The organism is Chromobacterium sphagni, from assembly GCF_001855575.1.
GTDB classification, from domain to species: domain Bacteria; phylum Pseudomonadota; class Gammaproteobacteria; order Burkholderiales; family Chromobacteriaceae; genus Chromobacterium; species Chromobacterium sphagni.
Genome location: NZ_MKCS01000004.1, coordinates 171199 through 198104, shown reverse-complemented (window position 1 = coordinate 198104; position 26906 = coordinate 171199). Strand labels below are relative to the sequence as shown.

Sequence of the window (26906 nt, the reverse complement as noted above, 5' to 3'; positions counted from 1 at the left end):
CCCGCTAGGCCGGGTTCGGCTTGGTCCCGCCATAGATGGCCATGGTGCCGAACAGGGTGGGGATCTGCCGTATCAGCCGCACGTCGGCGAAACCCGCCTCGCGCATCAACTCCGGCAACACCCCCTCGACATTACCCTGGGTGGTGGTGAAGCCGTCCAGCAGTTGGATGCTGTAGAACAACACCCGCATCAGCCGGTTTTGCGGCGCGCCCCAATCGGCGATATACAACTCGCCTTGCGGTTTCATCACCCGCCGTATCTCGTCCAGGGTGCGGCGCTTGTCCTCCGTGCCCAGGTGATGGAAAAACAGGCTGGACAACACCCGGTCGAAAGCATTGTCCAGATAGGGCATCGCAAACGACATGCCCTGGCGGAACGTCAGCTTGGCCCCGGCGCGCACGGCCTTGCCCGCCGCGCGGCGCAGGATGTTGTCGTCGCCGTCCAGTCCCTGCACCACCAGCCCCGGCGTTTGCAGGCTGGCGGCGATGGCCAGCGTGCCGGTGCCGCAGCCCACATCCAGCACCCGTTGTCCCGGCCGCAACTGCGCCGCAGCCAGCAACGCCCCCTTGAAATGCTTTTCCCTGGCGGTAAACGCCACCAGCGGGTCATAAAGCGCGGTCAATGCCGAAAAACGCATCGCATAGATATATTGCTGCCTGGGTGACGCCATGGTGTTCTCCTGTGTTGGCCGGCAACGCACGAACGCCGCCGTATCTTCATGCCGCAACGCCCTACCGCCTCAACGCCATGCGGGCGTCTGATCCCCGCCCCTCAAACCCGGTCCTCCAGCCGGAACAGCCGAAGCGCGTTGCCGCGCCCTATCCTCTCCCTGTCGTTGTCGCCGATCTCGGCCCGATCAAACCAGTCGCATGCTTCCACCATATCTTCAAACGGATAGTCGGTGGCAAACAAAACCCGCTCCGCGCCGATTTCATCCATCGCCTGGCGCATGGCTATGGTGTGGAAATTGCCGCTGGTGCTGACATGAAAATGCTTGCGGAAGTAATCGATAAAGGGCTTCTCCGCTCTCACGCCCTGCGGGTTTCGGCCTGAAGCCGACGCCCAGTGGCTGCTGCGCCAGATGTGGCCGGGCAGCATCTCTCCCAGATGCCCCAAAATGATGTTGAGCCGGGGATGGCGGTCGAACAGCCCGCTGCCCATCAGCCGCAGGGCATGCAGTCCGGTCTCCATCGCAAAGGCCCAGGCGGGGCCCAGCAGCCAGGGTTGGTCGCGGTAGGCCAGTTGCTGGCTGGGCAGCGGATTGCGCGGATGCAGGTAGAATGGCACGTCCAGGCTCTCCAGTTCGGCCCAGAACGGCCGGTGCTCCGACTGATCGTAGTAGCTGGCGCGCTCGCCGGCGCTGGTCTGCGAGAAACCATTCGCCAATGCGCCGACGCAACCCAGCTCGGTCACCGCCCGCCTCAACTCCCGGCTGGCGGCGTCCGCATCCTGCAGCGGCAGCGCGGCGAAGGCGGCGAAACGCTTGGGCCTGCGCGCCACCTGTTCCGCCAGGAAATCATTGGCGCGCCGGGCGGCGTCCACCGCCCGCGCCGCATCGTCTATCGCCTGGATGGCGGGGGAGTTGAGCGACAGGATGGCCAGCTCAATCCCGCAACGGTCCATCTCCTCCAGCCTCCGATCCTGGATATCCAGCAACAGCCGGCGGCGCGCCGGCCAGGAGTCGGCCGTGAAATACTGTTGCGAATCCTGGATCGTGTCCGCCATGGCGAAATGCTCCTCCAGCGCGATTTTGCCTTCCATTCCAGCCTCCCTGTTCGCTTCGGCCGCCTGCCGCTGCCAGTTCAGCCGACGGTTCGCGCGGCTCGACTCCGCTTACCCTAGCCGACCGGCCCTCGCCGTCAAACCGTCAAAACTGCCATCTTTGCCGCCACAACTACCGCCATCGCGCTTTTCAGGCCTGACTAGTAGCAACCGCGCAACAGTGCGCAACCACAAGATCTGGCGGCAGGCCGCCGTGTGGCACCTGCTGCCGGCAAATGCGCGGCTTGCCGCAACTTTCTAACAAGCGCATTCAGGCCGGTTCCGGGCGGCAAAAAATTTCTTCCCGCGCAAAGCCAATAACGGCGCGGCTTTCGCTGGTTTCAAACAAAGTCAAGACTTGAACTGTGTCACCCTCACCACTAGAATTTGGGCATACCTAGCGGTGCCGACGGTACATCTTGTGTTTACCCACAGCCCGCACACAGCTTTTCAACAGAATTGTCCACAAGCCGACCTGCCCCCAAGAACACAGCGCGGCCGGACATAAACTTCTCCTTATCGAGGGATACATGCAATTGACCACCTTTGAAGGACAAACTGCCGCGGAACTCGGCCGCGCAGCCGCGCCGCAGGCCGATTTCAGCCTGTACAAGACCATCCGCCGCAACGGCGCGGTGGTGGCGTTTGAGCCTGTCAAAATCTCCATCGCCATGACCAAGGCCTTCCTGGCCGTGGTTGGCCAGCAGGGCGCCACCTCCGCCAGCATTCGCGAAAAAGTGGCCCAGCTGACCGAACAGGTGGTCAATGCGCTGATGCGCCGCAAGCCGGAAGGCGGCGCGATCCATATCGAAGACATCCAGGACCAGGTGGAACTGTCGCTGATGCGCTTTGGCGAGCACGACGTGGCCCGCGCCTACGTGCTGTACCGCGAACAGCGTTCGCAAGAGCGCGCCGCCCGCGGCGAAGCGCTGACCCAGGTGCAGATCAACGTGCTGCGCCGCGATGGCCGCAAGCTGCCGCTGGATGTGGCCCGCCTGCGCGCCAACATCGAATCCGCCAGCAAGAACCTGGCCGGCATCGACGTGGACGCCATCCTGAGCGAAACCCTGAAGAACATCTACGACGGCGTGCCGGAAGAGGAAGTCGGCAAGTCCGCCATCCTGGCCGCCCGCTCGATGATCGAGCAAGATCCGGCCTACGATTACGTCACCGCCCGCCTGCTGATGGGCAATATCCGCCTGGAAATCCTGGGCGAAGCCGTCGGCCAGGACGAAATGGCGGCGCAATACCCGGTCTATTTCGCCAACTTCATCAAGAAGGGCATCGCCGCCGAGCTGCTGGACGAAAAGCTGGTCGAATACGACCTGAAAAAGCTGGGCGCCGCGCTGGACGCCGAACGCGACCTGAAGTTCGGCTACCTGGGCCTGCAAACCCTGTTCGACCGCTACTTCCTGCACATCGACGGCACCCGCATCGAAATGCCGCAGGCCTTCTACATGCGCGTCGCCATGGGCCTGGCGCTGAACGAAGTGAACCGCGAAGAGCGCGCCATCGAGTTCTACAACGTGCTGTCCAGCTTCGACTTCATGTCGTCCACCCCGACGCTGTTCAACTCCGGCACCCGCCGCAGCCAGCTGTCCAGCTGCTACCTGACCACCATCGCCGATGACCTGGACGGCATCTACGAAGGCATCAAGGACAATGCGCTGCTGTCCAAGTTCGCCGGCGGCCTGGGCAACGACTGGACCCCGGTGCGCGCGATGGGTAGCCACATCAAGGGCACCAACGGCAAATCGCAAGGCGTGGTGCCGTTCCTGAAAGTAGTCAACGACACCGCCGTGGCGGTGAACCAGGGCGGCAAGCGCAAGGGCGCGGTCTGCGCCTACCTGGAAACCTGGCACGCCGACATCGAGGAATTCCTCGAGTTGCGCAAGAACACCGGCGATGACCGCCGCCGCACCCACGACATGAACACCGCCAACTGGATTCCGGACCTGTTCATGAAACGCGTGATGGATGGCGGCGAGTGGAGCCTGTTCTCCCCGTCCGAAACGCCCGACCTGCACGACCTGTACGGCCGCGACTTCGAAAAGGCCTACACCGCCTACGAAGCCCGCGGCGAACGCGGCGAGCTGAAGGTATACAAACGCATCCCGGCGCTGTCGCTGTGGCGCAAGATGTTGACCATGCTGTTTGAAACCGGCCATCCGTGGATGACATTCAAGGACCCGTGCAACATCCGCAGCCCGCAGCAGCACATGGGCGTGGTCCACAGCTCCAACCTGTGCACCGAGATCACCCTCAACACCAACGACGACGAGATCGCGGTGTGCAACCTGGGCTCGGTCAACCTGGCGGCCCACCTCAACGCCGACGGCAGCCTGAACGGCGAGAAGCTGCAACGCACCATCCGCATCGCCCTGCGCATGCTGGACAACGTGATCGACATCAACTTCTACCCGGTGAAGAAGGCGCGCAACTCCAACCTGAAGCACCGCCCGGTAGGCATGGGCATCATGGGCTTTCAGGACTGCCTGCACCTCAAGCGCGTGCCGTACGGCTCCAACGCCGCGGTGGAATTCGCCGACGAATCGATGGAAATGGTGGCCTATTACGCTTACCTGGCCTCCACCGAGCTGGCGGAAGAGCGCGGCCGCTACCCGTCGTACAGCGGTAGCCTGTGGGACCGCGGCGTGCTGCCGCACGACAGCATCAACCTCTTGGCGGCCGAACGCGGCGGCTATCTGGAAGTGGACCGCACCGAACGCATGGACTGGAACCTGCTGCGCGACCGCATCAAGCAGTTCGGCATGCGCAACAGCAACTGCCTGGCCATCGCTCCGACCGCCACCATCGCCAACATCATCGGCGTATCGGCGTCCATCGAGCCGACCTACCAGAACCTGTTCGTCAAGTCCAACCTGTCCGGCGAATTCACCGTCACCAACGAATACCTGGTGCGCGACCTGAAGGCCGCCGGCCTGTGGGACGAAGTGATGGTTGCCGACCTGAAGTACTTCGACGGCAGCCTGGGCCAGATCGACCGCGTGCCGGCCGAACTGAAAGCCATCTACGCCACCGCCTTCGAGCTGGACCCGCGCTGGCTGGTGGAAGCGGCCTCCCGCCGCCAGAAGTGGATAGACCAGGCGCAATCGCTGAACCTGTACATGGCCGGCGCTTCGGGCAAGAAACTGGACGAGCTGTACAAGCACGCCTGGGTAAAGGGCCTGAAGACCACTTACTATCTGCGCACCCTGGCCGCCACCAGCGCCGAGAAGTCCACCGGCCGCGGCGGCGAGCTGAACGCAGTGTCCAGCAGCGGCGCCAGCACCCAGCCGGCGCCGGCCGCCGAGGTGGACAACACCCCGGCCACCGACGCCAAGTTCTGCAGCATCGACAATCCGGATTGCGAATCCTGCCAATAAGGCAGCGCCTCAGGCGTTTTGCCCAAATAAACGGCCACCTGTGCAGGTGGCCGTTTTTATTTCTTCTCCACCAAACACGCGGCAAGACAAATACCCGCCCCCACTCGCGCGCGCAACCCCATCGACCGCCCGCGGTTGATTCTCACCCGGCAGGAAAACGGCTAGCGCTGAAACTGTCGCCGCCCCAGATCTGGAATTGCACGGCCATAGAGACATCGGCGACGCAATTATGCAAAATGCCATAAATAAATAAAATTAACATGCAAAAAATACAAACCATGTAAGTCACGCCCAGGCGAGAATTGCAACAAGACTCAGACCGAACCAGGAATCCGCACCATGATCTCGACCCATCAGACCGCGTCACCGCTCGCGCCGGGCCTGCCCGACACCGGCAACTGGCTGACGTTCCGCAAGCCGCGCCCCAGGGCCGAACTGCGGCTGCTCTGTTTCCACCACGCCGGCGGCGCAGCCCTGGCCTACCGCAGCTGGACTGAACGCATGCCAGACTTCATCGACGTCTGCCCGGTGCAACTGCCGGGACGCGGCGCCCGTTACGGCGAAGACCCATACACCCGGGTGGAACGCTTGGTTCCGTCGCTGCTGCTGGCGATCCGTCCGCTGCTGGACCGTCCGGTGGCGCTGTTCGGCCACAGCATGGGCGCCGCGCTGGCTTTCGCCACCGCCCAGGCGCTGGAACGCAGCCAGGCCCAGGTGCTGCACCTGTTCGCCTCCGGCCGCCGCCCGCCGCTGCCGGAATACCGCACCGAGCTACACCGGATGGGCGACGCCGAACTCACCGCTTACCTGCGCCAACTGGGCGGCACGCCGGAAATCGTGTTCCAGGAGGAAGAGCTGAAGCACGCGGTTTTTTCGCTGCTTCGCGCCGACCTGGAGATGAACGACCATTTCCAGGCCTCCACCCCGCTGCTGAACGTGCCCATCACCGCGCTGGGCGGCGACAGCGACGAGCATGTGCCGGTCGAGGCGCTGGAGAGCTGGCGGCGGCTCACCCGCTCCGGCTTCAACCGCCAGTTGTTCAGCGGCGGCCATTTCTTCGTCCGCGACATGGAAACCACAGTGATCCAGCATGTGACCTCCACGCTGTCCTCCAGCGTGGCCGGCCCGCTATGAGCGCATTGCGGCAAGCGCTGGCGGCGCCCGGCGCGGGAATAGACGTGATCGCCATCCCGCTGGACGGTCCGCCCTGCGCGGACGCGCTGTCGCCAAAGGAGCGCGAACGCGCCGGACGCTTTGTCCGCCCGCAGGACGGCATCCGCTACGCCGCCGCCCACAACGCGCTGCGCCATCTGCTGGCGGCGGCGCTGTCGCTTGAACCCGGCTCGCTGGAGTTCGATGCCCACAGCGGCGGCAAACCTTGGCTGCCCGCCTATCCCGGACTGGCTTTCAATCTAAGCCATTCCGGCGACATCGGCCTGGTGGCCATCGGCCGCGGATTGCGGCTGGGCGTGGACGTGGAGCAGCGCCAGCGCAATGGCCGCGAACTGGATTGGCGCGGCATCGCCGAATCGTACTTCACCGTGCGCGAACTGCAGGCGATAGGCGACGACGACGACGCCACGCTGCGCTTTCTGCGGATGTGGACCGCCAAAGAAGCCGTGCTCAAGGCGATAGGCAGCGGCTTGTCCGGGCTGGCCGAGGTGGAAACCGCGCTGAACGATGAAAACCAAGCGTGGCTGCTGTCGGCGCACCGGGCCGAATGGCGGTTGCAAACGCTGGAACTGGCCGGCGGCCACGCCGCCGCGCTGGCCTACGATGGCCCGCACAGGCCGCTGCGCCAATGGCTGTGGCAGGACTTTGCCCAACCTTTCCCCACCTGAGAAGGACACCACTCATGCGCCAGCGGCCGGCTGGCCGTGGGCTACGGCGCCAAGGCCGGCGAGATGGAGCCCGAACTGTCCGCCTTCATCTCCAAACTGGGCAGCGGCCCGCTGATCCTGTGCCGCGGCGAGGAGTCCAAGGCTCTGCTGCTGCAGCCTGTCAACCCCACCCCATCGCCTCTCGGCAGGCGATGGCCGGAGACATCCGTATGACGTACCCAAGCCCCCAGGCTCAGCCTTGCGCTGGCGGCGCTGTTGATCATCGCAAGCCTTGCCGCCTGCTCCACTCCGAATCCCAACGAGTGGGTCACCGGCGACGGCGGCAGTCGGTTGCTCAAGCTTGGCTCCAAGCAGGTGACGGTGGACCTCACCCCGGCCGAACAGCAAACCCTGGCCCAGATCCAGGACAAAACCTATCAACGCGTGCAAGCTCCCTCCGCCGTCAACGCCAGCACCTCCGCGCTGCAGGCGATGGGCTTCAAGCCGGTGAAGGCCGATATAGAAACCATGCCGGTGGAAGGCGAGCTCAACCGCGTGGTCGGCGTGCGCTGGCGCGAGGCGATTCGCGCCATCTTCAAGGCCAAGGGCATTCCGCTGCCGGCCAAGCCCGACCATGAAAGCGTTAGCGCGATGGTGATGGTGCGGCCGAACCATAGCGGGGCAACACGGTGCGCGCCCGCTTCAAGATCACCATCTGGGACACCAACGGCGACTCCAAGACCTCCACCGTGACCGACCCCAAGATGTACGACCACTTCTTCTCGCTGCTGCAAGACTCCCTTTCCGGCAAAACCTCCTGACCCGGCGGACGGGCAATCCGAAACTTGCAATCCGGTTTCGCCTCGGGTAGCCTCGCACCCTTCGGCCAGCAACCGGACAGCACTTTGGTGGCGACCTTGACGATCTCCGCCTGCGGGATGCGTGCGAAAAAACAACGCCGCCACCCACCCGCCGGAGCGCCCGCCAGCCCGGAAAATCAACCACAACCTATACCCCTGCTCGCGATATGCAGCCACAAATTTCACTAGATATTGTAAGAATCCACATCTAATACACCAGATATGCTAACCTTAAACAACTGCGAAAACAGTCTGGATATGGATGGCATTCGCCCCTCAAAGCCTTATTCCACAGTCGTTTGCCGGCAGGCGGCTGCGAAATGAGGCGTCGGACAGACGGTGCCGCTCAGCCCACCATGGCAGAGCGAAACGCCGCGCCGATTTGCAAGCGCAAAGCCCGCCCCATAACCATGATGAAACCGACCATGAGCCTGGAAACATTCTTCAAACAATACCAAAAAAGCTATTCGCGGCTGGACGTGGCCGGGGTGACCAGTCGCTTTACCGTGCCCTTCACCGCCACCCATCATGGCGACCTGACCTGCTGGCCGGACATGGATGAACTGGAAGCCACCACAGCTTCCCTGCTGGAGTGGTACCGCAGCCAGGGCTTTGTCCACGCCAGCCACAGCCTGGAAAGCGTGCAACTGATGGGCAACGACGCCGCCAGCGCGGTAGTGGCCTGGACGGTGGAGCGCAGCGGCCAGCCGCCCTGGCATTACCACACCGGCTACCACCTGAAACGGGTGGCCGGCCAATGGAAGATCTACGGCGTGGTGCAGCACGACACCGCGCCGGAAACGGAAACGACGGCGATGGCCTAGCCATCGCATCCTCAAGCCGCCTGGCGACAGGCGGCTTCGGGATGGAACCGCAGGGGCTGCGGCAAAGCGCCCCGCATGCATGGCAACTGGCAGCGCCTTGGGAGGCAAAGATGCAGACATTTGAAAACATCGGCATTACCGGCTTTTGCGAAGAAAAATCGCACAATCCGGACAAGCAGTTCCTGCTGTTCAATCTGTACCTGCAGCTCAACCTGGCCCCTCCCAACGAATGGAAAGACTTCTTTCTGGAATCGCGCCGCATCCCGCGCAGCCAGCGCTGGCGCAAAGCCTGGGTGGAAGGCGACACCCTGGTGGTCTACTGCCAGCCGGAAGAGCTGCAGCAGGAAATCGAAACCCTGAAGCAAGACATTGCCGCCGCCAACCAGCAATACCGCCAGCTGCGGCAACTGCGCGCCGAGCGCAACCGGCTGCAGGAGCAACTGGAGCAGGAAGAAGCGCGCGAACGCGTCCTCATCCGCCAATTGGCCCAGCAACTGCGCTTCTAAGCCGGGAGACGCCATGAGCACCACCGCCTATTACCTGCTGCGCAAAAGCGTGGCCGGCCGCCGTCCCGCCATGGTGGGCGCCGGCGTCCACGCCGTCAGCGTGCCGGCCGCGCCGCAGCCGGAAGCCGCCGTAGCGCCGGGCGAGGTCCGCATCATCCAGCACAGCCAGTTGCAACCGGCGCAAGCCGCGCAACAACGCAAAGAACACGTAGTAAAATCCGCATAAGCAACCGCCGCGCCCCCCGCGCGGCAATAGAAGACAATCAGGAGCACCCATGCTGAACTTTGAAGACACCCTCCCCTCCACCCCGTCCGCCACCGCCAGCCCGCAGGATGCCCAGGGCCACGGCCGCGTAAACGTGTTGGACAAGAAGGTGATCAATGGCACCACCGACGTCAACCAGCTGGTGCCGTTCAAGCACAAATGGGCTTGGGAAAAGTACCTGGCGCAGTGCGCCAACCACTGGATGCCGCAGGAAGTGAACATGCAGCGCGACATCGAGCAGTGGAAAACCGGCCAGCTCACCGAAGACGAAATGCGCGTGGTCAAGCGCAACCTGGGCTTCTTCGTCACCGCCGACTCCCTGGCCGCTAACAACATCGTGCTGGGCACCTACCGCCAGATCACCAGCCCGGAATGCCGCCAGTTCCTGCTGCGCCAGGCCTTTGACGAAGCCATCCACACCCATGCCTACCAGTACATCGTGGAAAGCCTGGGCCTGGACGAAGGCGAAGTATTCAACGCCTACAACGAAATCAAATCCATCCGCGACAAGGATGAATTCCTGATTCCGTTCATCAACGTGCTGTGCGACCCCGCCTTCAAGACCGGCACCCTGGAAAACGACCAGAAGCTGCTCAAATCGCTGATCGTGTTCGCCTGCATCATGGAAGGCCTGTTCTTCTACGTCGGCTTCGTGCAAATCCTGGCGCTGGGCCGCCAGAACAAGATGACCGGCGCCGCCGAGCAGTACCAGTACATCCTGCGCGACGAGTCCATGCACTGCAATTTCGGCATCGACCTGATCAACACCATCAAGCTGGAAAACCCGCTCTTGTGGACCGACAGCTTCAAGGCGGAAGTGACCGAGCTGTTCAAGCAGGCGGTGGAGCTGGAATACGCGTACGCCGAAGACACCATGCCGCGCGGCGTGCTGGGCCTGAACGCCAGCATGTTCAAGGAATACCTGCGCTTCATCGCCAACCGCCGGATGCAGCAGATTGGCCTGGATCAGCTGTTCCCGGGCGTGAACAACCCCTTCCCGTGGATGAGCGAGATGATCGACTTGAAGAAGGAGAAGAACTTCTTTGAGACGCGGGTGACCGAGTATCAGACTGGCGGGGCGTTGAGCTGGGATTGATTAGAAATGCGGCTACGATGTAGCCGCTTTTTTTTCGCCTTAAAAAGGCCTTTAAAATGATAGAAAATCAACTAAAAAAATCCAACAAACCCGCATATCTTTTTGTAGGCTCTGGCTTTTCACGGCGTTACATTGACTTAGAGACCTGGGAAGAGTTGCTTAAGAAATTTTCCCTAAAGAACTATGTCCTATACAGCGGAAAATCCAGGGGTGACCTGCCTCTTTCTGCAAAATATATTGCTGAAGATATTTTTGAAGCGATTTACAAAGAACCAGAAAGCCATGCGGGATTTCTAGAAAAATTTGGAGACCTAATCGGAAGGGATGGTGCAAATGCCCTAAAGTGCAAAATATCAGTCCACCTAGAAGCCCAATTAAAAGAAAAGGAAGCGCAGCTTCTTGCAAATTCAGAAATAGAGGAGCTTTCTAAAGCAAATATAGATGGAATAATTACAACAAATTGGGATTGCGCTATTGAAAAAATATTTCCCAAGTTTACAACCTTTGTTGGGCAAGAAGAACTGTTATTCAAAAGCACTTTCGGAATAGGTGAAATATATAAAATACACGGCTGCTCAAGCAAACCAGAATCCTTAATATTAACAAGTGATGACTATTATAAATTCAGCAATAGCAATGCTTACGTAGCCGCCAAACTGACAACTATTTTTGTTGAACACCCCGTTATATTTATAGGGTATTCAATATCAGATTCCTATTTAATAGAAATATTACTTGAGATAGTAAAAAGCCTTGGAAGAAGAAAGGACAAACTCTCCGAAAATCTTTACTTCCTTCGCCGACCAAGTCATGGCGAAACTGACCATGTGACTAGAAGTCAAATGCCACTTGGAGAATTCTCTCTACCAATAACACAAGTTGTAACAAATGACTTCAAGAAGGTATATCAAGCCCTCTCAAACACCCAACGAAAAATCCCTGCGCATGTCTTAAGAATGTTGCGTGAACAAATCTATGAGATAACACAATCTTCAACTCCTGAAAAAAGAGTTGCGCTTGTGGATATTGATGACAATGAATCACTAAGCGGAATTGATTTTGTTGCCGGGTTTGCAGTAAAAGAGAAATTTGAAGAAACAATGTCAACCATTGGATTAAAAGGACTAAGTCGAGACGATTTAATGAAAGACATATTATTCAACACTATAACAGCAAGCCCAGAGGACATAATAAAAACAGTCATCCCAAATATCAGAAAAGGCAGAACCTTTGTTCCAGTTTATAAATATTTAAAAATGTCTGGAATTGAAAATAATGCATCATTTATCAGTGCAAATATAAATTGGCCACGCGGCCTTCCTGACAAGTGTTGCTACAACAACGATGACTACTACGCGCGCACAGGGAGGGAGCTCAGCCTCGAAAAAATAGAAGAAAAATTTAAAGACCGCGTAGACTTTTCAGCTAAAGCAATTCTTGGGTTTCCATTTGAAAAAGCCCTAGAAAACCTAGATGGAATTGAGAAATTTCTTATTAATAATTACGATAGGTTACTATCGAGCAGCTACAAATCTGACTTCTACAAGCTCATATGCCTTTATGATCACGTAAAAAATGGATGGTAGGCTAAACAGGTAAGACTGAACTTGTGAAGCCCAACGTTTACCGCCAAATTGCAGCGATCTATCGAGATAGTCATTATGTTTTTGGAATCCGCTTCGCGGATAATATTTGGCATGCCGGTTCCGCCCGGCGAACGGGCAAGGGGATTGCGCGGCCAATCCCCTTGCAACCCCAGGCCGCCCCTACAGCGCCGCGAAACCCCGTCTTTCAAATCAGTCTCGGGGAGCTGCCGGAACTAGCGGGGCGCTACCGTCGCCCCGCGTCGAACAGCCGGCAGCCTAAAACCCCGAGTCTGATTCGAAAGACGGCTTGTGCTGAAGGGGATCGTCTAATTGATTCGATCCTAACAATTTGAAAACTAGCGTAGTCCAATCACTATTGAATTCAAACTCTGAGTGAGTATTAAAAAGTGCTTGAGAACATTGGGCTTATAGAGAAATTTCATAGCTTAGACAATAGAGAAATTGCAACTCTATTCTGGTTAGCTATTTTTCTAACCTGGTGCTTAAAAATAAAAGAGATTAGATCTTCGCTCCCACCCTTGATTTATTCCATATTCGCAACAAAGCTTATTATACCAATAATCACATTAATCGTAGTGATAACAACTGAATCACTTGCACTACATCATTATGACCTGTGGAGCATAAACCAGTTCAAAATTGCAGTTATTTTGACGTTAATTATAGGCGTACCAACCCTTGGGGAAAGTATAAAAATAGCTCAAGAAAAATCGACCCTAACAAATAACATACGCAGCACGTTAGGCCTATCTATACTTGTTGATTTTTTCATAAATCTTTATAAATTTCCATTATTTGTGGAGCTGGTCTTTGTTCCAACCATGGCGCTAATTGCCGCTTTAATTGCAATCTCCTCGAATAAAAGTGAATATAAACCAGTAAAAATATTTCTTGAAAAAACAATACTGCTGATAGTAGGAGTAATTATCTGCTTTCAGCTATATAAAATCGCATACAGTTTTTCTGAAATATCTAACAAAAACACGATTCTAGACTTTGCCTGCCCACTATTCTACATGGCATTAGAAATCCCCCTCATTTGGATTTTTAGCCTATACGTAGCATATGAAGAAGTGTTTATTAAGATCAAGATCACCTCCCCGATTTGCGCAGATCACACCGGCAGTTTTTACGTCAAATTTCAAATTATAAAAAGATTTAAAACAAACATAAAATCTTTAAATGAATGGATTAAGTCCACATCAAGCAAAAATCTTAAATCAAAAGAGGGAATAGTAAAATCCCTGAGAGCTAGTAAAATAAATTCAAGCTAAACTTACAACCTATCGTCACAAGACTTCCTTACTTACGCATAAAGCACATAGACGCTGACTTAAAAATAAATCCAAAGCTTAAAACAGCCAGCACCCTATGTATGGTTATCATTTTTTTGAGAAAGAAAAAGGGCAAACCCATTAATACACAAGTTGAAGATAAAAATGAAACATGCACTATTCATAGCAATATGCTTAGCCATGCTCCCAGCCACTGCTGGCAATACAGAAAATTCTGACGTGGGAAAATTTCTCAAAACCGCCGATCTGTGCGAGCACTTATTGGGAGAAGTCGGTAGCCCAGGTTCAGCCAAGGACCAAAAACAGCTAGTAAGCAAAGCAAATCGCTACTGTGATATCGCCAAGCGCCAGTTCAAGAAAGTCGATATCAAGTACAAAGCCGATAAAGATGTTCAGGCCATCTTGGATGATTACCGCGACGAACTGGTGGATTAGTCGAAAAGCCCGCAACTGCGGGCCTTTTTCATTCGTCCATAGTCAACAGCGAAACCTGCCCATTCTGTCGGGAAGGTGAAAGCCCTGCCCCAGCCTTCTACGCGTAAAATCGCCTGATGGTGCTCAACACACCTCCGTTAGCGGTGGCCCACGCCCGAAAGCCGTGGTTGTTCAACACGCCCTTGCATTGCATCCCAAACGCGCGCTTGCGCTCGCAATGCTTGGTCGGGCAAAGCCGTTTGGAGACATCGCTATGGATGCTCGTTTTGTCGTTTCTCTTTCTCCTCCTCTTATTCTCCCTACCCACCGCGTATCGCGTGCCTCGTTGCGCCTGCGCGCCGCGTATCGGCTTGCGTTTTTGGCGGCACGGTTTGCGCGTTTGCTTGGGGAGGCTCGGCCATGAATGCGGCTATGGATCAGCAGGTGAACACGCCGCTGCGGCTGGATTTCGCCAAGGGTTTGGCCATGCGGGTGGTGCGGCGACCGGAGGGGTTTTGGCTGGTGGCGGCGGAGGTGGCCGCGTCCATGAAGCTGGAGGTGAAGGATTTGCTGAAGACGCTGGGCGAACCGCTGGGCCGGCTCTTGCGGCTGGCGGACGAGGCGGAGCCGGTGTTGTGCCTGTCTGAAGGCGAGCTGGACGAAGTGTTCCGCCGCATCAAGAAACCTGGCGCGCGGCGGCTGCGGCGCTGGTGGCTGGAGGAAACCCGGCCAGCCTTGCTGCAGGAGGCCGGCGCGGCCAATACGGCGGAAACCCTGCACCTGGCGCTCGCCCTCGCCGCGGAGGCGGCGCAACAGGTCAGCCGCGCGGTGATGGAAGCCGTGCTGCGCGAACCCGGCACCTGGCAACATTCGCGCTGGGTGGTGGCGCTGGACTACGCGCCCAACAACAAGCAGCGCTGGCCGTACGGCAGGCTGATCGGCCTGAGCAGCAGCGTCTCCACGCTCAGCGGCATGGCGGAACTGATCGCCCCGCCCGGCAAAATGCCGGCCACCAGCGCGGAACTGCTCAAGCTGGCCACCGCTTGCCAGCTGCGTTTGTCGGAGCGGATAGACAAGTTCGTCAGCTAACTGCGCATCGCAATAAAAAACACCGCTTCAGCGTTGTGAAGCGGTGTTTTCGTTTCACCTGCCACACTTCATGCTTGAATAAAAACGAATCCTAGAATTTTAAAGGCAATCTACTGTCCGGCTTCTTTCTCAAAGTATTGACCTGAATATGAGGCCAGCGCGTCACCTGGCCGTTTGAACCGAACATGAATTCAAAAAATAGCACCTGCTCATACTGAAGTTGCAATACTTCGCAGCCATCGCTGTCTATCACAGTTTGAATCCATAAGTTCAGATTCATTTCCGTCACATTGGCAAATGTGCTCACGAATGGGGTATTCAAAATCCCGCCTTGCGGTCCGCCATTGTGTTTGCTGCTGAGCTGAATCAGCGTATATTTTTTAATGCGCTGATCTTTAATCGCGTCACGCAATCGCAAATCAGGACGAACGGAATACGGATAGTTTGAATGAGCGACAATCCGTTGGAAATATGTCAGATTGCTGTCGGGCTGTGTTGCCGGCAATGACTTGTCAAATGCCCAGGCAGGAGCCGGCTCATCAAGATTGAGCGGCGCGGCGGGCGAACCGTCCCCCACTGACAGCAATGGAGATGCGCCCATGCTGGGTGAAATGGCGAGCGGAGATCCTGCCAAGGGCACGGGGTTGGCAGCAATGGCAGCGGGCACGGTATCGTCTTGCGGTTGCGGAGTCGTTGGCCACGAGTTTGTAAACGGCTGGGTCCAGCAATCGGTGCCTATAGGATATTCCGGTTTGCCCGGGATATCAGCCTGAAACCCGCCGGTAATCATGATCGCACTGCCATGGGGTATCGTCCCGCTACGCGCAATGGAATACGGCGGCACATAATTTGGCCCGTTGGCGCCGGCGCCAATGGCAATTCCGGGGAAACCGTTGTCTGAAATAACGGATTCTTCAGTAGCCGCATGGTTGTACATCGGGTTCATCCATAGATACATCCCATCTTCTTCGTGAATACCGACACCATCACTTACACGTTGTATGCTTTGATTGTATTTCACCGCGCCAGCAAACTGTTCGTTTGCGCCACCGCGATTCCGTACGCTCCCATCAACCAGAGTAAACGTAAGTTCCTCTGTATAGTTTTCACAAAGAAAATGAAATATGCCAAAAATCGTTTCTGAGTTTGTTCCCGGTGATGGCATACAGGTGGTATGCAATCCCCACCCCACATCTTTTTTGTCCGGATTGTAGTTAGTCCATGTGCCTTCAAGCTGCTTCAGTACACCATAGTCAGCCTCCTTAATCAGTACCGCATCCGAATATTCCGGATACGGGGGAGTTGGTGTTTGAGCGATATCGTTTTCAGACATGGAAACCTCGCGCGGTTATTCATCTTGATAAAGGGCAGCACTGTGGGAAGGCGATGAAACCAGAATGGCCTGCGTCAGGCTTTGTGGGCGTATCCTTACAAATCAAAAACATACGGATGAATGGCTATTGTTTTCAGCAAGGCTGCATTTACAATTCAGCAATCTTCTGCAAACCACTTGCTTATAAGCTAAATAAATTTCGCTTATACAAAAATCCTAGCACTAGACATGATGATGTCAAGACGGATTATCCGGATAATTATTTTAATTTCACAAAGAAAAGTCTGAATTAGGTCAAGTTTTCAGAGATGCAATCTGTTGAAAGAATGCAATCATGGAAACGTTAAAACCCAAACTAAAGCAAGGTGGAAGCCACAGCCGAATTTCTCCTGGAAATGCGGGGAAGGACTGTGCGCCTAGAGCCGCTTGTATGGACGCCTCCCATCAACGGCCAAACCGCTTTCTGCTTTCACCCCAAGCCCCCTCCGCCGCCGATTGCCACGAAATGGATAAACACATACAATCAATGACAAAGTCATTTTAAAATTGACATATTCCCCTCTGGAAACCGCCTCAAGCCATCGCCCCGGCAAGGCCGATTCCCAGACGCCACAGGTGTCCAACCGCAGCAACTACGCCAAAAGCACAACTCCATGTCAATCAAAAAACTGCTCTGCCTCGCCGCCTCAACACTGCTGACCAGCGCCGCCTTCGCCAATGCGGTGCCGGCATCCGGCGCCGCCGAAACTGCAAAACCGCAGGCCGCGCGCCTATCCCCAATGGCCTACGGCCAGACGCAATGGATCATGCTGGGCTCGCCGGTGCCGGAAGGCTGGGTGATTACCCGCAGCACCGGCAACCAGAACGAGATCACCGATACCAGAGGCGCTTCCTACACCCAGCAGCTGTCGGTGATGCTCGGCTCGCCGGTCCCGCAGGACTGGGTGGTGATACGGTCGACCGGCACCATGAACGTCATCTACTACACCAAGGGCGCTCAGCTGGGCGCCGAGGTCTCGGTGATGCTGGGCTCGCCCACTCCTAGCGGCTGGGTTGTGATCCGCTCGACCGGCAATATGAACACGCTGCACAATCTCAACGGCTCCAGCTACGGCAGCGAGATCACCGTGATGCTGGGTTCCCCCATCCCGACAGACTGGGTGGTGATACGCTCCGGCAACAACAACAACGTCATCCACTACGTCAAAGGCGCGCCGCTTGGCACCGAGATATCTGTGATGCTGGGCTCGCCGACCCCGGACGGCTGGGTGGTGGTCCGCGCCACCGGCACGATGAATACGCTGTACAATCTCAACGGCTCGCGCTATGCCAGCGAGATCACCGTGATGCTGGGTTCGCCCATTCCGGCGGACTGGGTGGTGATACGCTCCGGCAATAACAACAACGTCATCCACTACACCAAGGGCGCGCCGGCCGGCACCGAAATCTCGGTGATGCTGGGCTCGCCGGTACCAGCAGGCTGGGTGGTGGTGCGCAGCACCGGCAATATGAACGTGATCCGCTACTTGGGCAAATAAGCCCGCGGCGCCACCTCTACGCAAGAAAAGGCTTGCCCATGGCAAGCCTTTTGTTTGCCTCCGCCGCATGCCGACTTCCATCCCAGACGCGGCCAGGGTAGGCTGCGTGAAACAGATCGACCGTCATGCGCAGAAGTCGATGCCCCTGCCGAACGCATCAACATGCTCGCCACGCAAGAAAAAACGCCACGGACAAGTCCGTGGCGTTTTCAATTCCCAGCTCCGGCATGCCGGAGCGGCGATGTTTACAGCACTTCGATGATGCCGGCAGCACCCATGCCGGTACCGATGCACATCGTCACCATGCCGTAGCCCTTCTGACCGGAGTCGCGCATGCCATGCACCAGGGTGGCGGTGCGGATGGCGCCGGTTGCGCCCAGCGGGTGGCCGAGAGCGATCGCGCCGCCGTGCGGGTTAACCTTGGACATGTCCAGCTCCAGATCGCGCGCTACCGCCAGTGCCTGGGCGGCGAAGGCTTCATTCAGTTCGATCCACTTCAGATCGTCCTGCTTCAGGCCGGCTTGCGCCAGCGCGGCCGGGATGGCCTCTTTCGGGCCGATGCCCATGATTTCCGGCGGCACGCCCTTGACCGCGAAGGTCACATAACGGCCGATCGGAGTCAGGTTGAATTCCTTCAGCACGCGCTCCGACACCAGGATTACCGCGCCGGCGCCATCGGACATCTGCGAAGAGTTGCCGGCGGTGACCGAACCCTTGGCGTCGAATACGGTCTTCAGCTTGGCCAGGCCTTCCAGCGAAGTCTCGCGGCGCGGGCCTTCGTCGGTATCCAGCACGCGGGTCTTGGACACCACTTCGCCGGTTTCCAGATTCGGCGTGCGGTAGGTGACTTCCAGCGGAGTGATCTCGTTCTTGAACTTGCCGCCGTCGATGGCGGCCAGCGCACGGCGGTGCGACTCCACCGCGAAGGCGTCCTGGTCCTCGCGCGAAACGCCCCACTGCTGCGCCACCTTCTCGGCGGTCAGGCCCATGCCGTAGGCGATGCCGTAGTTTTCATCCTTGGAGAAGATGTCCGGGTTCAGCGACACCTTGTTGCCCATCATCGGCACCAGCGACATCGACTCCGAACCCGCCGCGATCACCACGTCGGCTTCGCCCAGGCGGATGCGGTCGGCCGCCATTTGCACGGCGTTGATTCCGGACGAGCAGTAGCGGTTGATGGTGATGCCGCCCACAGTGTTGGGCAGGCCAGCCAGCAGCACGCCGATGCGCGCCATGTTCAGGCCCTGCTCCGCTTCCGGGAACGCGCAGCCGACCACGCAATCGGAAATCAGTTTCGGATCCAGATTCGGCACCTGCGCCAGCGCGCCGGTGATCACATGCGCCAGCATGTCGTCCGGGCGCACATTGCGCATCATGCCGCGCGGCGCCTTGCCCACCGGGGTGCGGGTGGCGGCGACGATGTAAGCTTCTTGTACTTGCTTAACCATTCTTTTGCTCCTTCGCGACCGGCGGCAGGATTTGGTACCTACCGCCCGTCTTTGCATTCTTGGATGTTTGAGCCGTTTACAAGCGCCTGGGGCAAGGCGCGTCGACGCAGACAGTACATCTAGTACGGCAAGTCGGCGCAGCGCAGCATCAGGCGTCTTGTGGGCGGCTCATATTAGTTGCGCAGCGGCTTGCCGGTGGTCAGCATGTTGGCGATGCGGTCCTGGGTCTTGGAGTTTTTCAGCAGGGTCATGAAGGCCTTGCGCTCCAGGTCCAGAATCCATTGCTCGTTCACCAGGGTGCCGGCTTCCAGGTCGCCGCCGGTCATCACGTCGGCGATCTGCGAGGCGATGAAGAAGTCGTGCTGGCTGATGAAGTTGCCTTCCAGCATATTCACCAACTGACCCTTGATCGACGCCGCGCCGGAACGGCCGGCCACCGGGAAAGCCTTCACCTTCAACGGCGGACGGTAGCCGGATTCGGCCAGCGCCAGCGCCTGCCGCTGGGCAACATAGAGCAGCTCGTAGCTGTTGAACACCACCGGATCGCCCTTGCGGAAGAAGCCGATTTCCTGGGCTTCCACGCCGCTGGTGGCGACCTTGGCGGTGGCGATGGCCATGAAGTAGTCCTTCAGCGCCGCCAGCACGTCGCCGCGGGCTTCCTGCGAAGCGCGCAGCGCGAATTCCTTGCAGCCGCCGCCGCCCGGCAGCAGGCCTACGCCCACCTCAACCAAGCCGACGTAGGACTCCAGCGCAGCAACAGTCTTGTCGCAGTGCATCGCGAATTCGCAGCCGCCGCCGAACACGTAGCCCTGGGTTGCCGCCACGGTCGGGATCTGGCTATAGCGCAGGCGCATCGCGGTGGACTGGAAGCGACTGATGGTGGCGTCGATAGCGTCCCAGTCGCCCATCATGAAGGCCGGCATCATCGACTGCAGGTCGGCGCCCACCGAGAACGGCTCTTCGGTTTGCCAGATCACCAGGCCCTTGAAGCGGTCTTCGGCAATGTCGATGGCGGTGTTCAAACCTTCCAGCACGGCCGGGCCGATGGCGTGGGCCTTGGACTTGAACGACACCACCAGCACCTCGTCGCCGGTGGTGAAGGCGCGCACGCCCTCGTTCTCGAACACGGTTTCGCCCAGCGGCGCCACGGTTTCGCCCAGCACCTTGGCCGGAGCCAGCTGACGCTGGTAGACGTCCAGGGTAGAACGGCCAACCAGCTTCTTGTCGGCGGCGTTGAACGAGCCTTCGGCGAAATGCACGCCGGCGCGGTCGCTCTCCAGCGCCCAAGCCGGCAATGCAGCGGCGGTCAATGCCTTGCCGGCCTTGACGTCCTCTTCCAGCCACTTGGCAACCTGCTGCCAGCCGGCCGACTGCCAGGTCTCGAACGGACCTGCGCTCCAGCCAAAGCCCCAGCGGATGGCGAAGTCGACGTCGCGGGCGCAGTTGGCGATGTCGCCCAGGTGGAAGGAGATGTAATGGAACACGTCGCGGAAACATGCCCACAGGAACTGCGCCTGCGGATGCTCGCTATCGCGCAGCTTCTGGAATTTCTCCGCCGGGTTGGCGATCTTGAGGATTTCCTTGACAGCGTCGTCGCCCTTCTCGCCGGAGCCGACGTACTCGCCCTTCGCCGGGTCGAGCACCAACATGCGCTTGCCGTCCTTCTTGTAGATGCCGGCCTTGGTCTTGGAACCCAGCGCGCCTGCGGCGATCAGCTTCTGCATCCAGTCCGGAGTCTGGAACAGGCCGTGCCACGGGTCTTGCGGCAGGGTGTCCTGCATGGTCTTCACCACATGGGCGAAAGTGTCCAGGCCCACCACGTCGGCGGTGCGGAAGGTAGCAGACTTCGGACGGCCCAGCCGCGGGCCGGTCAGGTCGTCGACCACGTCGAAGCGGATGCCGTACTTGGCGGCATTGGCGATGGTGGCCAGCATCGAGAATACGCCGATGCGGTTGGCGACGAAGTTGGGGGTATCTTTGGCGCGGATCACGCCCTTGCCCAGCGTGGACACCAGGAAGCGCTCCAGGTTGTCCAGGATGTGGGCGTCGGAGGTGACGCAGGGAATGATTTCAACCAGGTGCATATAGCGCGGCGGGTTGAAGAAGTGGACGCCGCAAAAACGCGGGCGCACGGAATCCGGGCAGCTTTGCGCCAGCGCGTTGATCGACAGGCCGGAGGTGTTGGTGGCGAAGATGGTGTGTTCGCCCAGATGCGGAGCGACCTTGTGGTACAGGTCGGCCTTCCAGTCCATCCGTTCGGCGATGGCTTCGATCACCAGGTCGCAATCCTTCAGCAGATGCAGATGGTCGTCGTAGTTTGCCGGCTGGATGTGAGCCACCACGTCCTGGCCCGCCAGCGGCGAGGGTTTGAGCTTCTTCAAGCCGTCCAGCGCCTTGAGCACGATGCCGTTCTTGTCGCCGTCCTTGGCCGGAAGGTCGAACAGGATGGTGGGGACTTTGGCATTCACCAGATGAGCGGCGATCTGCGCGCCCATCACGCCGGCGCCGAGAACGGCTACCTTGCGCACATTGAATTTGGTTTGAGACATGGTTTCCTCGATTTGTTGAAACACACATGAGACAGGCCCCTCTTGCCTGTCCAGCTTGCTTCAAGGACGGGCGTTGATTCGTCCTTGCCCTGAGCCCGCGCCCGCGGGGGCCGGCGCGGCGCAGGCGGGTACTGCTTGATAGAACGACCGGCGATTTCGCTATTGTTCCGGTCTGTCGCCGCTACCAGCCTGCTGCCAGGCCGGCTTTGTAGACCATCGGTTTTTCACGCTTGGCTTGAAAACGCCCAGACGATCTGCAAGTGCAGATAAAATATCAAACACTCGCTTTTATGTCGGATTAGTCTAACCCATTTTGGGCAAAATCAAAGCAGGTTTTGTAAAAAATCTGCATGCGGCGCTGGCGCGGCCGCAACAAAGCCATCCACTGTGCCGCAACGACAACAGGGCAGACGCTGCGCGCCTGCCCTGTTGGTGATTTCAAGCCGTCAACGACGGCTTAGAAACGATAGTTGTACTGCAGGCCCACCAATTGCAGATAGGTCTTGTAGGTGCCGTTGACCGTGCCGCCGTTGCCGGTACATGCGCCGCCAGTGGTCGGACTGGTGCCTGCCGGGCTGCAACCATCGGTGTAATTGACGTTGGCGTTCTTGAAATCGATGAAGCTGTAGGCCAGATCGATCGAGCTTTGCTTGTTGATCTTGAAGTTGGCGCCCAGCGATAGCCAGATGCGGTCGCTGTCCGGAATCGCCGGATGGCGATCCTGATCATCCTTAACCGGCGACTGCTCCCAGGCCAAACCGCCGCGCAACATCCAGCTGTCGTTCAACTGATAGTTGGAGCCGACCGACACCCGCCAGGTGTCTCTCCAGTTCTGGTGCAGCACCAGATCGCCCTGGGCCACGCCATTGACGGCGGATTGCTTGATGTCGATCTGTTGCAGGCGCGAGTTGCGCACCCAGGTCACATCGCCCATCAGCGCAATCTTCGGATTCAGTTGATGGAAAAAGTTGGCGGAAGCGGTTTCCGGGGTGGAAACATCAACCGAAGAGGAGGCGTCGGGGTGAGCCAGTTTTGCCAGCGCGCCCGGAGTCGAATTGGTCGGCAAACCCAGCGCTGCGTAGACCGACGCAGGAACCTGGCCATTGACATTATTGAACGTCCAAGTAGAGTTGCCGCTCAGAGTCTGCTTGACGCTGGAACGGTAAGCCAAACCAAAGCGGGTGTTCTCATCCAGCTGGAACATATAGCCAATATTCCAGCCAAAGCCCCAGTCATCGCCTTCCACATGTGCCAGACCATCGCCGTTGATGCCAAACGAACCCACTTGAGCGCCTGCGATTTGCGCGGCCTGAGCTTGCGGATAACCGGCTTTCACCAATTGTTGCGTAATAGCCGAAGTCAGTTTGCCGTTAAGGCCGGTTGTCGCATCAGCCATCTGCTCCAGCGTCGCCTTCATGTACTGGGCGGAAACGCCAAAACCGAGCGAGTTGCGCTCATCCAGTTTGAAAGCGATGGAAGGATTGATGTTCAGCGACTGCAGATTGATGCTCTTCAGCGCGTAGCGACCGGCCCACCCGAAGCCATAGTCCAGCTTGGCGCCGTAGGGTACGTACATGCCGATGCCGGCGGTGATCTTGTCATTGATTTTGCTGGACAGGTAAAAAGTCGGCGCTGCCACGGCCTTCGGGGCAAAAGTGCCGCCGTTGCCGCCTCCAGTGGGCTGGCCCAGTACATTGGTGGAGCCCGTGTCATTGTATTCTGAATGCGGCACCACCAGCGTGACGCCGGTGGAAAGCTGGGTGCCATCCAACCGGGTCAGCCCGGCCGGGTTGGAGAAGATGGTGGACGGATCGTTGGCTTCCGCGCCGTTGGCGTGGGCGGTGCCCTGGCCGGAGACGCTCTGCGAACCGAACTGATAACCCGAGGCAGCCGCCTGAGTGGACGCCAGGCCGAGCGCAGTGCCCATGATCATCACGGACAGGCTAAGATGCTTGAGCTTCATGCTTCCCTCTCTGATATTTCTTGAGTAGATATTTTCATTAACGATGACCCAGTCATGGCGTGAGTCATGGTCGATGCTACCAGAGAATTAGAGCAATCCAACCAATAAGCAGAGCTTTTGTTCCAAACGTTCGTTTAATGCAACATTTCCACAACATTGGGACAATGTGGAAACAATTTCCTCAGTCCTGCCCCAGCAATCGCGATTTGCCGTCACAGTCTATGGCGACGTAGGTGGCGATCACCTCGGTGACGCGCACATGCGAGCCATCCATCCGCTCCGCCTCGACCGATATCTTCAGCGTGATCGACTTCTGCCCTATCCGCAGCCGTTCGACATACATGTCCACCACATCGCCCAGCATGATGGGCGCGGCAAACTGGAAGGCGTTGACCGCCACCGTCGTCACCGGGCCGCGCGACAGCCGCTCGGCGTCCAAGCTGCCCGCCATGTCGATCTGGCTCATCAGCCAGCCCGCCTGCACCCGTCCATAGGCATTGGTGCTGGTAGGCAAGGCCCTGACCCGCAACACCGGAATCCGGCTTTCCTGATGCTCCATTGTTTGCACTCCTGCCCATACGGGCGATACGCGTTGACGAAAACGGCCGCGACCCCGTCGCAGCCGTTTTCGTCAACGCCGGACACGCGGGGTGTCCGGCGATACTACCACCTTGCCGATCTTAGAAAATCAGCCGCTGCAGCATTTTTTCGTCATGCTGCTCCAGCTTCATGTCGAAGTCGTCCACCATGATCACGTCGCGCTTCAGCTTGCGGGCGCGGGATACGGCGTCGAACTCGGCCTGGCTGATCAGGCCGGTCTGCAGCGCTTCCGCCAGGCGGTCGCGCGCGGTGATGGCGCTGAACTTGCCGTCGCGGGCAAGCTTGCGCAGCTTCTGCTCCACCGGCTCGGTGGCCAGCACGGCCTCCAGCGCATAACCCAGCACGCCAACCGCATCGGTCTCGTCCTTCGACACATACATGCCGCGCGTGAGGCGGTCGCGGGTGCCGCCCGGCTCCATCATGGCGCGCGCCACCTTGGTGCCGACGCGGTCGGACGCCGGCTTCAGCGTCAGGCCCCACGGGAAGATGATGCGGCGCAGAATCCAGGCCAGCGCGCGGTTGGGCAGGTTGGCCAGGAAACCGTCCATCGCCACCTGCACGTCGTACAGCGCGCTCTCCACCGCCCAGCTCATCACCGCCACATCCTCCTGCGGCGCGCCATCGCGTTCGAAGCGCTTCAGGCTGGCCGAGGCGATATACAGGCCGGACAACATGTCGCCCAGACGGGCGGACAGCTTTTCGCGGAACTTCAGCGAGCCACCCAGGCTGAACATCGCCATGTCGGACAGCAGCGCGAAGGCGCTGGACAACCGGGTCATCTGCTTGTAGTAGCGTGCGGTGACACCGCCCTTGGGGCTGCTGGCAAAGCAGGCGCCGGTCAGGCCCAGCCAGAAGGCGCGCACCTTGTTGCTGATCACGAAGTTGATGTGGCCGGTGATCGCCTTGTCGAACTCGGCGCCATCATTGGCCATCGCCGCCTTCATCTCGCGCAGCACGAAGGGATGGCAGCGGATGGCGCCCTGGCCGTAGATGATCATCGAACGGGTGAGGATATTGGCGCCTTCCACCGTGATGCCGATCGGGATAGCCTGGTAGGCGCGGGCCAGATAGTTGCGCGGCCCCAGCACCACCGCCTTGCCGCCGTGCACGTCCATCGCGTCGTTGATGGTTTTGCGCATGCGCTCGGTGTTGTGGTACTTCAGGATGGCGGACAGCACCGACGGCTTCTCGCCGTTGTCCAGCGCGGTCAGCGCCAGGTCCTGCGCCGCCTCCATCTGGTAGGTGTAGCCGCCGATGCGGGCCATCGCCTCGTCCACGCCCTCGAACTTGCCGATCGGCAGGCCGAACTGGTCGCGGATGCGGGCATAGGCGCCGGTAGCGTAGCTGGTCACCTTGCCGCAAGCGACGGACATGGCAGGCAGCGAGATGCAGCGGCCCACCGACAGGCACTCAACCAGCATGCGCCAGCCCTGGCCGGCAAAGTCGCGGCCGCCGATGATCCAGTCCAGCGGAATGAACACATCCTTGCCCCAGGTCGGGCCGTTCATGAACGCCGCGCCGCCCGGGAAGTGGCGGCGGCCGATTTCCACGCCGACATGCTCGGTAGGCACCAGCGCGCAGGTGATGCCGATGTCTTCCTTGTCGCCCAGCAGATGGTCCGGATCGTACATCTTGAACGCCAGGCCCAGGATGGTGGCCACCGGCGCCAGCGTGATCCAGCGCTTTTCCCAGCTCAGGCGGATGCCCAGCACGTTTTCAAAATGCTCGCCGGTGCGCGGATGGGTGTAGGAGCCGCGACACACCACGCCGAAGTCCGGGATGCTGCCGGCGTCGGAGCCGGCGTACGGACTGGTCAGCGCGAAGCAAGGCACTTCCACGCCCTTGGCCAGGCGCGGCAGATAGTAATCCTTCTGTTCCTCGGTGCCATAGTGCTGCAAGAGCTCGCCCGGTCCGAGCGAATTGGGCACCATCACCGACACCGCGGCGGAGCCGCCGCGGGTGGCGATCTTGATCACCACCTTGGCGTGCGCGTAGTTGGAGAATTCAAGGCCGCCGTACTTCTTCTTGACGATCATGCCCAAGAAGCCATTGTCCTTGATGAACTGCCACACTTCGGGCGGCAGATCCTTCAGCTCGTGGGTGATCTTCCAGTCGTCGATCATACTGCACAGCTGCTCGGTCGGACCGTCCAGGAAGGCCTGCTCCTCGGCTGTCAGCTTGGGATCGGGGAAGGACAGCAGGCGCTGGTAATCCGGCTTGCCGGAGAACAGGTCGCGGTCCCACCACACGGTGCCGGCGTTGATCGCTTCCTGTTCGGTCTGCGACATTGCCGGCGTGATTTTCTTGAAGATGCCGAATACCGGGCCGGTGAACACGGCGCGGCGCAGCGGCACGATGTTGAGCACCGCCGCGACAACGGCGAATACCGCCCACGCAGCAGCGGACGGCGGACAGTGGAAGACGAACTGGAGCGCGGCGAGCCAGGCGGCGATGCCTACGGTCCAGGCCAGCACCGGCGCGGCGAAATACGCCAGCGCGCCGAGCAGCACGATCAGAAGAATGGCAGCAATCATTTTGTATTACCCTCGTGT

22 protein-coding genes are annotated in these 26906 nt (G+C 58.8%); 14 read left to right on the top strand and 8 right to left on the bottom strand.

Going from position 1 to position 26906, the window contains the following annotated elements:
- Window positions 1-4: 4 nt before the first annotated feature.
- A complete protein-coding gene (locus tag BI347_RS21455) occupies window positions 5-670 on the bottom strand; it encodes a class I SAM-dependent methyltransferase (protein ID WP_071117049.1) in 666 nt (221 codons plus the stop codon).
- Between the two features lie 101 nt (window positions 671-771).
- On the bottom strand, window positions 772-1761 hold the full coding sequence (locus BI347_RS21450; protein WP_071117048.1) for an amidohydrolase family protein: 990 nt from the start codon (window positions 1759-1761) through the stop codon (window positions 772-774).
- Between the two features lie 530 nt (window positions 1762-2291).
- Between BI347_RS21450 and BI347_RS21445 the strand changes: the two genes are divergently transcribed.
- From BI347_RS21445 to BI347_RS21400, 13 genes are all read left to right on the top strand, one after another.
- Window positions 2292-5147 carry a ribonucleoside-diphosphate reductase subunit alpha gene (locus BI347_RS21445; protein WP_071114225.1) on the top strand — a complete coding sequence of 952 codons (2856 nt, stop codon included), beginning with the start codon at window positions 2292-2294 and terminating at the stop codon, window positions 5145-5147.
- Between the two features lie 339 nt (window positions 5148-5486).
- The gene (locus BI347_RS21440) at window positions 5487-6281 is read left to right on the top strand and encodes a thioesterase II family protein (RefSeq protein ID WP_071117047.1); all 795 of its coding nucleotides are present in this window, start codon (window positions 5487-5489) and stop codon (window positions 6279-6281) included.
- A complete protein-coding gene (locus BI347_RS21435) occupies window positions 6278-6988 on the top strand; it encodes a 4'-phosphopantetheinyl transferase family protein (RefSeq protein WP_083339106.1) in 711 nt (236 codons plus the stop codon). Before BI347_RS21440 ends, BI347_RS21435 begins: the two co-directional genes overlap by 4 nt.
- 63 nt (window positions 6989-7051) lie before the next feature.
- Window positions 7052-7201, top strand: coding sequence for a hypothetical protein (locus tag BI347_RS24070; protein ID WP_158020836.1), 150 nt, complete (start codon window positions 7052-7054; stop codon window positions 7199-7201).
- 42 nt (window positions 7202-7243) lie between these two features.
- On the top strand, window positions 7244-7720 hold the full coding sequence (locus BI347_RS23815) for a hypothetical protein (RefSeq protein ID WP_139167292.1): 477 nt from the start codon (window positions 7244-7246) through the stop codon (window positions 7718-7720).
- 532 nt (window positions 7721-8252) lie between these two features.
- Window positions 8253-8651, top strand: coding sequence for a hypothetical protein (locus BI347_RS21425; RefSeq protein WP_071117044.1), 399 nt, complete (start codon window positions 8253-8255; stop codon window positions 8649-8651).
- 110 nt (window positions 8652-8761) lie between these two features.
- Window positions 8762-9157 carry a hypothetical protein gene (locus BI347_RS21420; protein ID WP_139167291.1) on the top strand — a complete coding sequence of 132 codons (396 nt, stop codon included), beginning with the start codon at window positions 8762-8764 and terminating at the stop codon, window positions 9155-9157.
- A 13-nt stretch (window positions 9158-9170) separates the two neighbouring features.
- Window positions 9171-9383 carry a hypothetical protein gene (locus BI347_RS21415; RefSeq protein ID WP_071117042.1) on the top strand — a complete coding sequence of 71 codons (213 nt, stop codon included), beginning with the start codon at window positions 9171-9173 and terminating at the stop codon, window positions 9381-9383.
- 49 nt (window positions 9384-9432) lie between these two features.
- Window positions 9433-10518: a ribonucleotide-diphosphate reductase subunit beta gene (locus tag BI347_RS21410; RefSeq protein WP_071117041.1), complete on the top strand. Its 1086-nt coding sequence runs from the start codon at window positions 9433-9435 to the stop codon at window positions 10516-10518.
- A 56-nt stretch (window positions 10519-10574) separates the two neighbouring features.
- Window positions 10575-12104, top strand: a complete 1530-nt coding sequence (locus BI347_RS23135; RefSeq protein WP_083339105.1) for an SIR2 family protein — start codon at window positions 10575-10577, stop codon at window positions 12102-12104.
- Between the two features lie 407 nt (window positions 12105-12511).
- Window positions 12512-13399, top strand: a complete 888-nt coding sequence (locus BI347_RS23810) for a hypothetical protein (RefSeq protein ID WP_139167290.1) — start codon at window positions 12512-12514, stop codon at window positions 13397-13399.
- A gap of 165 nt (window positions 13400-13564) precedes the next feature.
- Window positions 13565-13855: a hypothetical protein gene (locus BI347_RS21405; protein ID WP_139167289.1), complete on the top strand. Its 291-nt coding sequence runs from the start codon at window positions 13565-13567 to the stop codon at window positions 13853-13855.
- A gap of 399 nt (window positions 13856-14254) precedes the next feature.
- On the top strand, window positions 14255-14923 hold the full coding sequence (locus BI347_RS21400) for a BRO-N domain-containing protein (RefSeq protein ID WP_139167288.1): 669 nt from the start codon (window positions 14255-14257) through the stop codon (window positions 14921-14923).
- Between the two features lie 91 nt (window positions 14924-15014).
- On the opposite strand, the gene BI347_RS23805 is transcribed toward BI347_RS21400, so the two are convergent.
- Complete coding sequence (locus tag BI347_RS23805) at window positions 15015-16256, bottom strand: peroxidase, FMP-type (protein WP_139167287.1); 1242 nt, start codon at window positions 16254-16256, stop codon at window positions 15015-15017.
- 653 nt (window positions 16257-16909) lie between these two features.
- Between BI347_RS23805 and BI347_RS24290 the strand changes: the two genes are divergently transcribed.
- A complete protein-coding gene (locus tag BI347_RS24290) occupies window positions 16910-17794 on the top strand; it encodes a copper resistance CopC family protein (protein ID WP_071117037.1) in 885 nt (294 codons plus the stop codon).
- A 245-nt stretch (window positions 17795-18039) separates the two neighbouring features.
- Here BI347_RS24290 and BI347_RS21385 read toward each other — a convergent pair whose 3' ends face one another.
- From BI347_RS21385 to BI347_RS21365, 5 genes are all read right to left on the bottom strand, one after another.
- A complete protein-coding gene (locus BI347_RS21385; RefSeq protein ID WP_071114887.1) occupies window positions 18040-19242 on the bottom strand; it encodes an acetyl-CoA C-acyltransferase in 1203 nt (400 codons plus the stop codon).
- A gap of 173 nt (window positions 19243-19415) precedes the next feature.
- The gene (locus BI347_RS21380) at window positions 19416-21791 is read right to left on the bottom strand and encodes a 3-hydroxyacyl-CoA dehydrogenase/enoyl-CoA hydratase family protein (RefSeq protein ID WP_071114888.1); all 2376 of its coding nucleotides are present in this window, start codon (window positions 21789-21791) and stop codon (window positions 19416-19418) included.
- A 457-nt stretch (window positions 21792-22248) separates the two neighbouring features.
- A complete protein-coding gene (locus BI347_RS21375) occupies window positions 22249-23754 on the bottom strand; it encodes an OmpP1/FadL family transporter (RefSeq protein WP_071117036.1) in 1506 nt (501 codons plus the stop codon).
- Window positions 23755-23935: 181 nt separating this feature from the next.
- The gene (locus BI347_RS21370) at window positions 23936-24313 is read right to left on the bottom strand and encodes an acyl-CoA thioesterase (RefSeq protein WP_071117035.1); all 378 of its coding nucleotides are present in this window, start codon (window positions 24311-24313) and stop codon (window positions 23936-23938) included.
- A gap of 121 nt (window positions 24314-24434) precedes the next feature.
- A complete protein-coding gene (locus tag BI347_RS21365; RefSeq protein ID WP_071117034.1) occupies window positions 24435-26888 on the bottom strand; it encodes an acyl-CoA dehydrogenase in 2454 nt (817 codons plus the stop codon).
- Window positions 26889-26906: the final 18 nt, after the last annotated feature.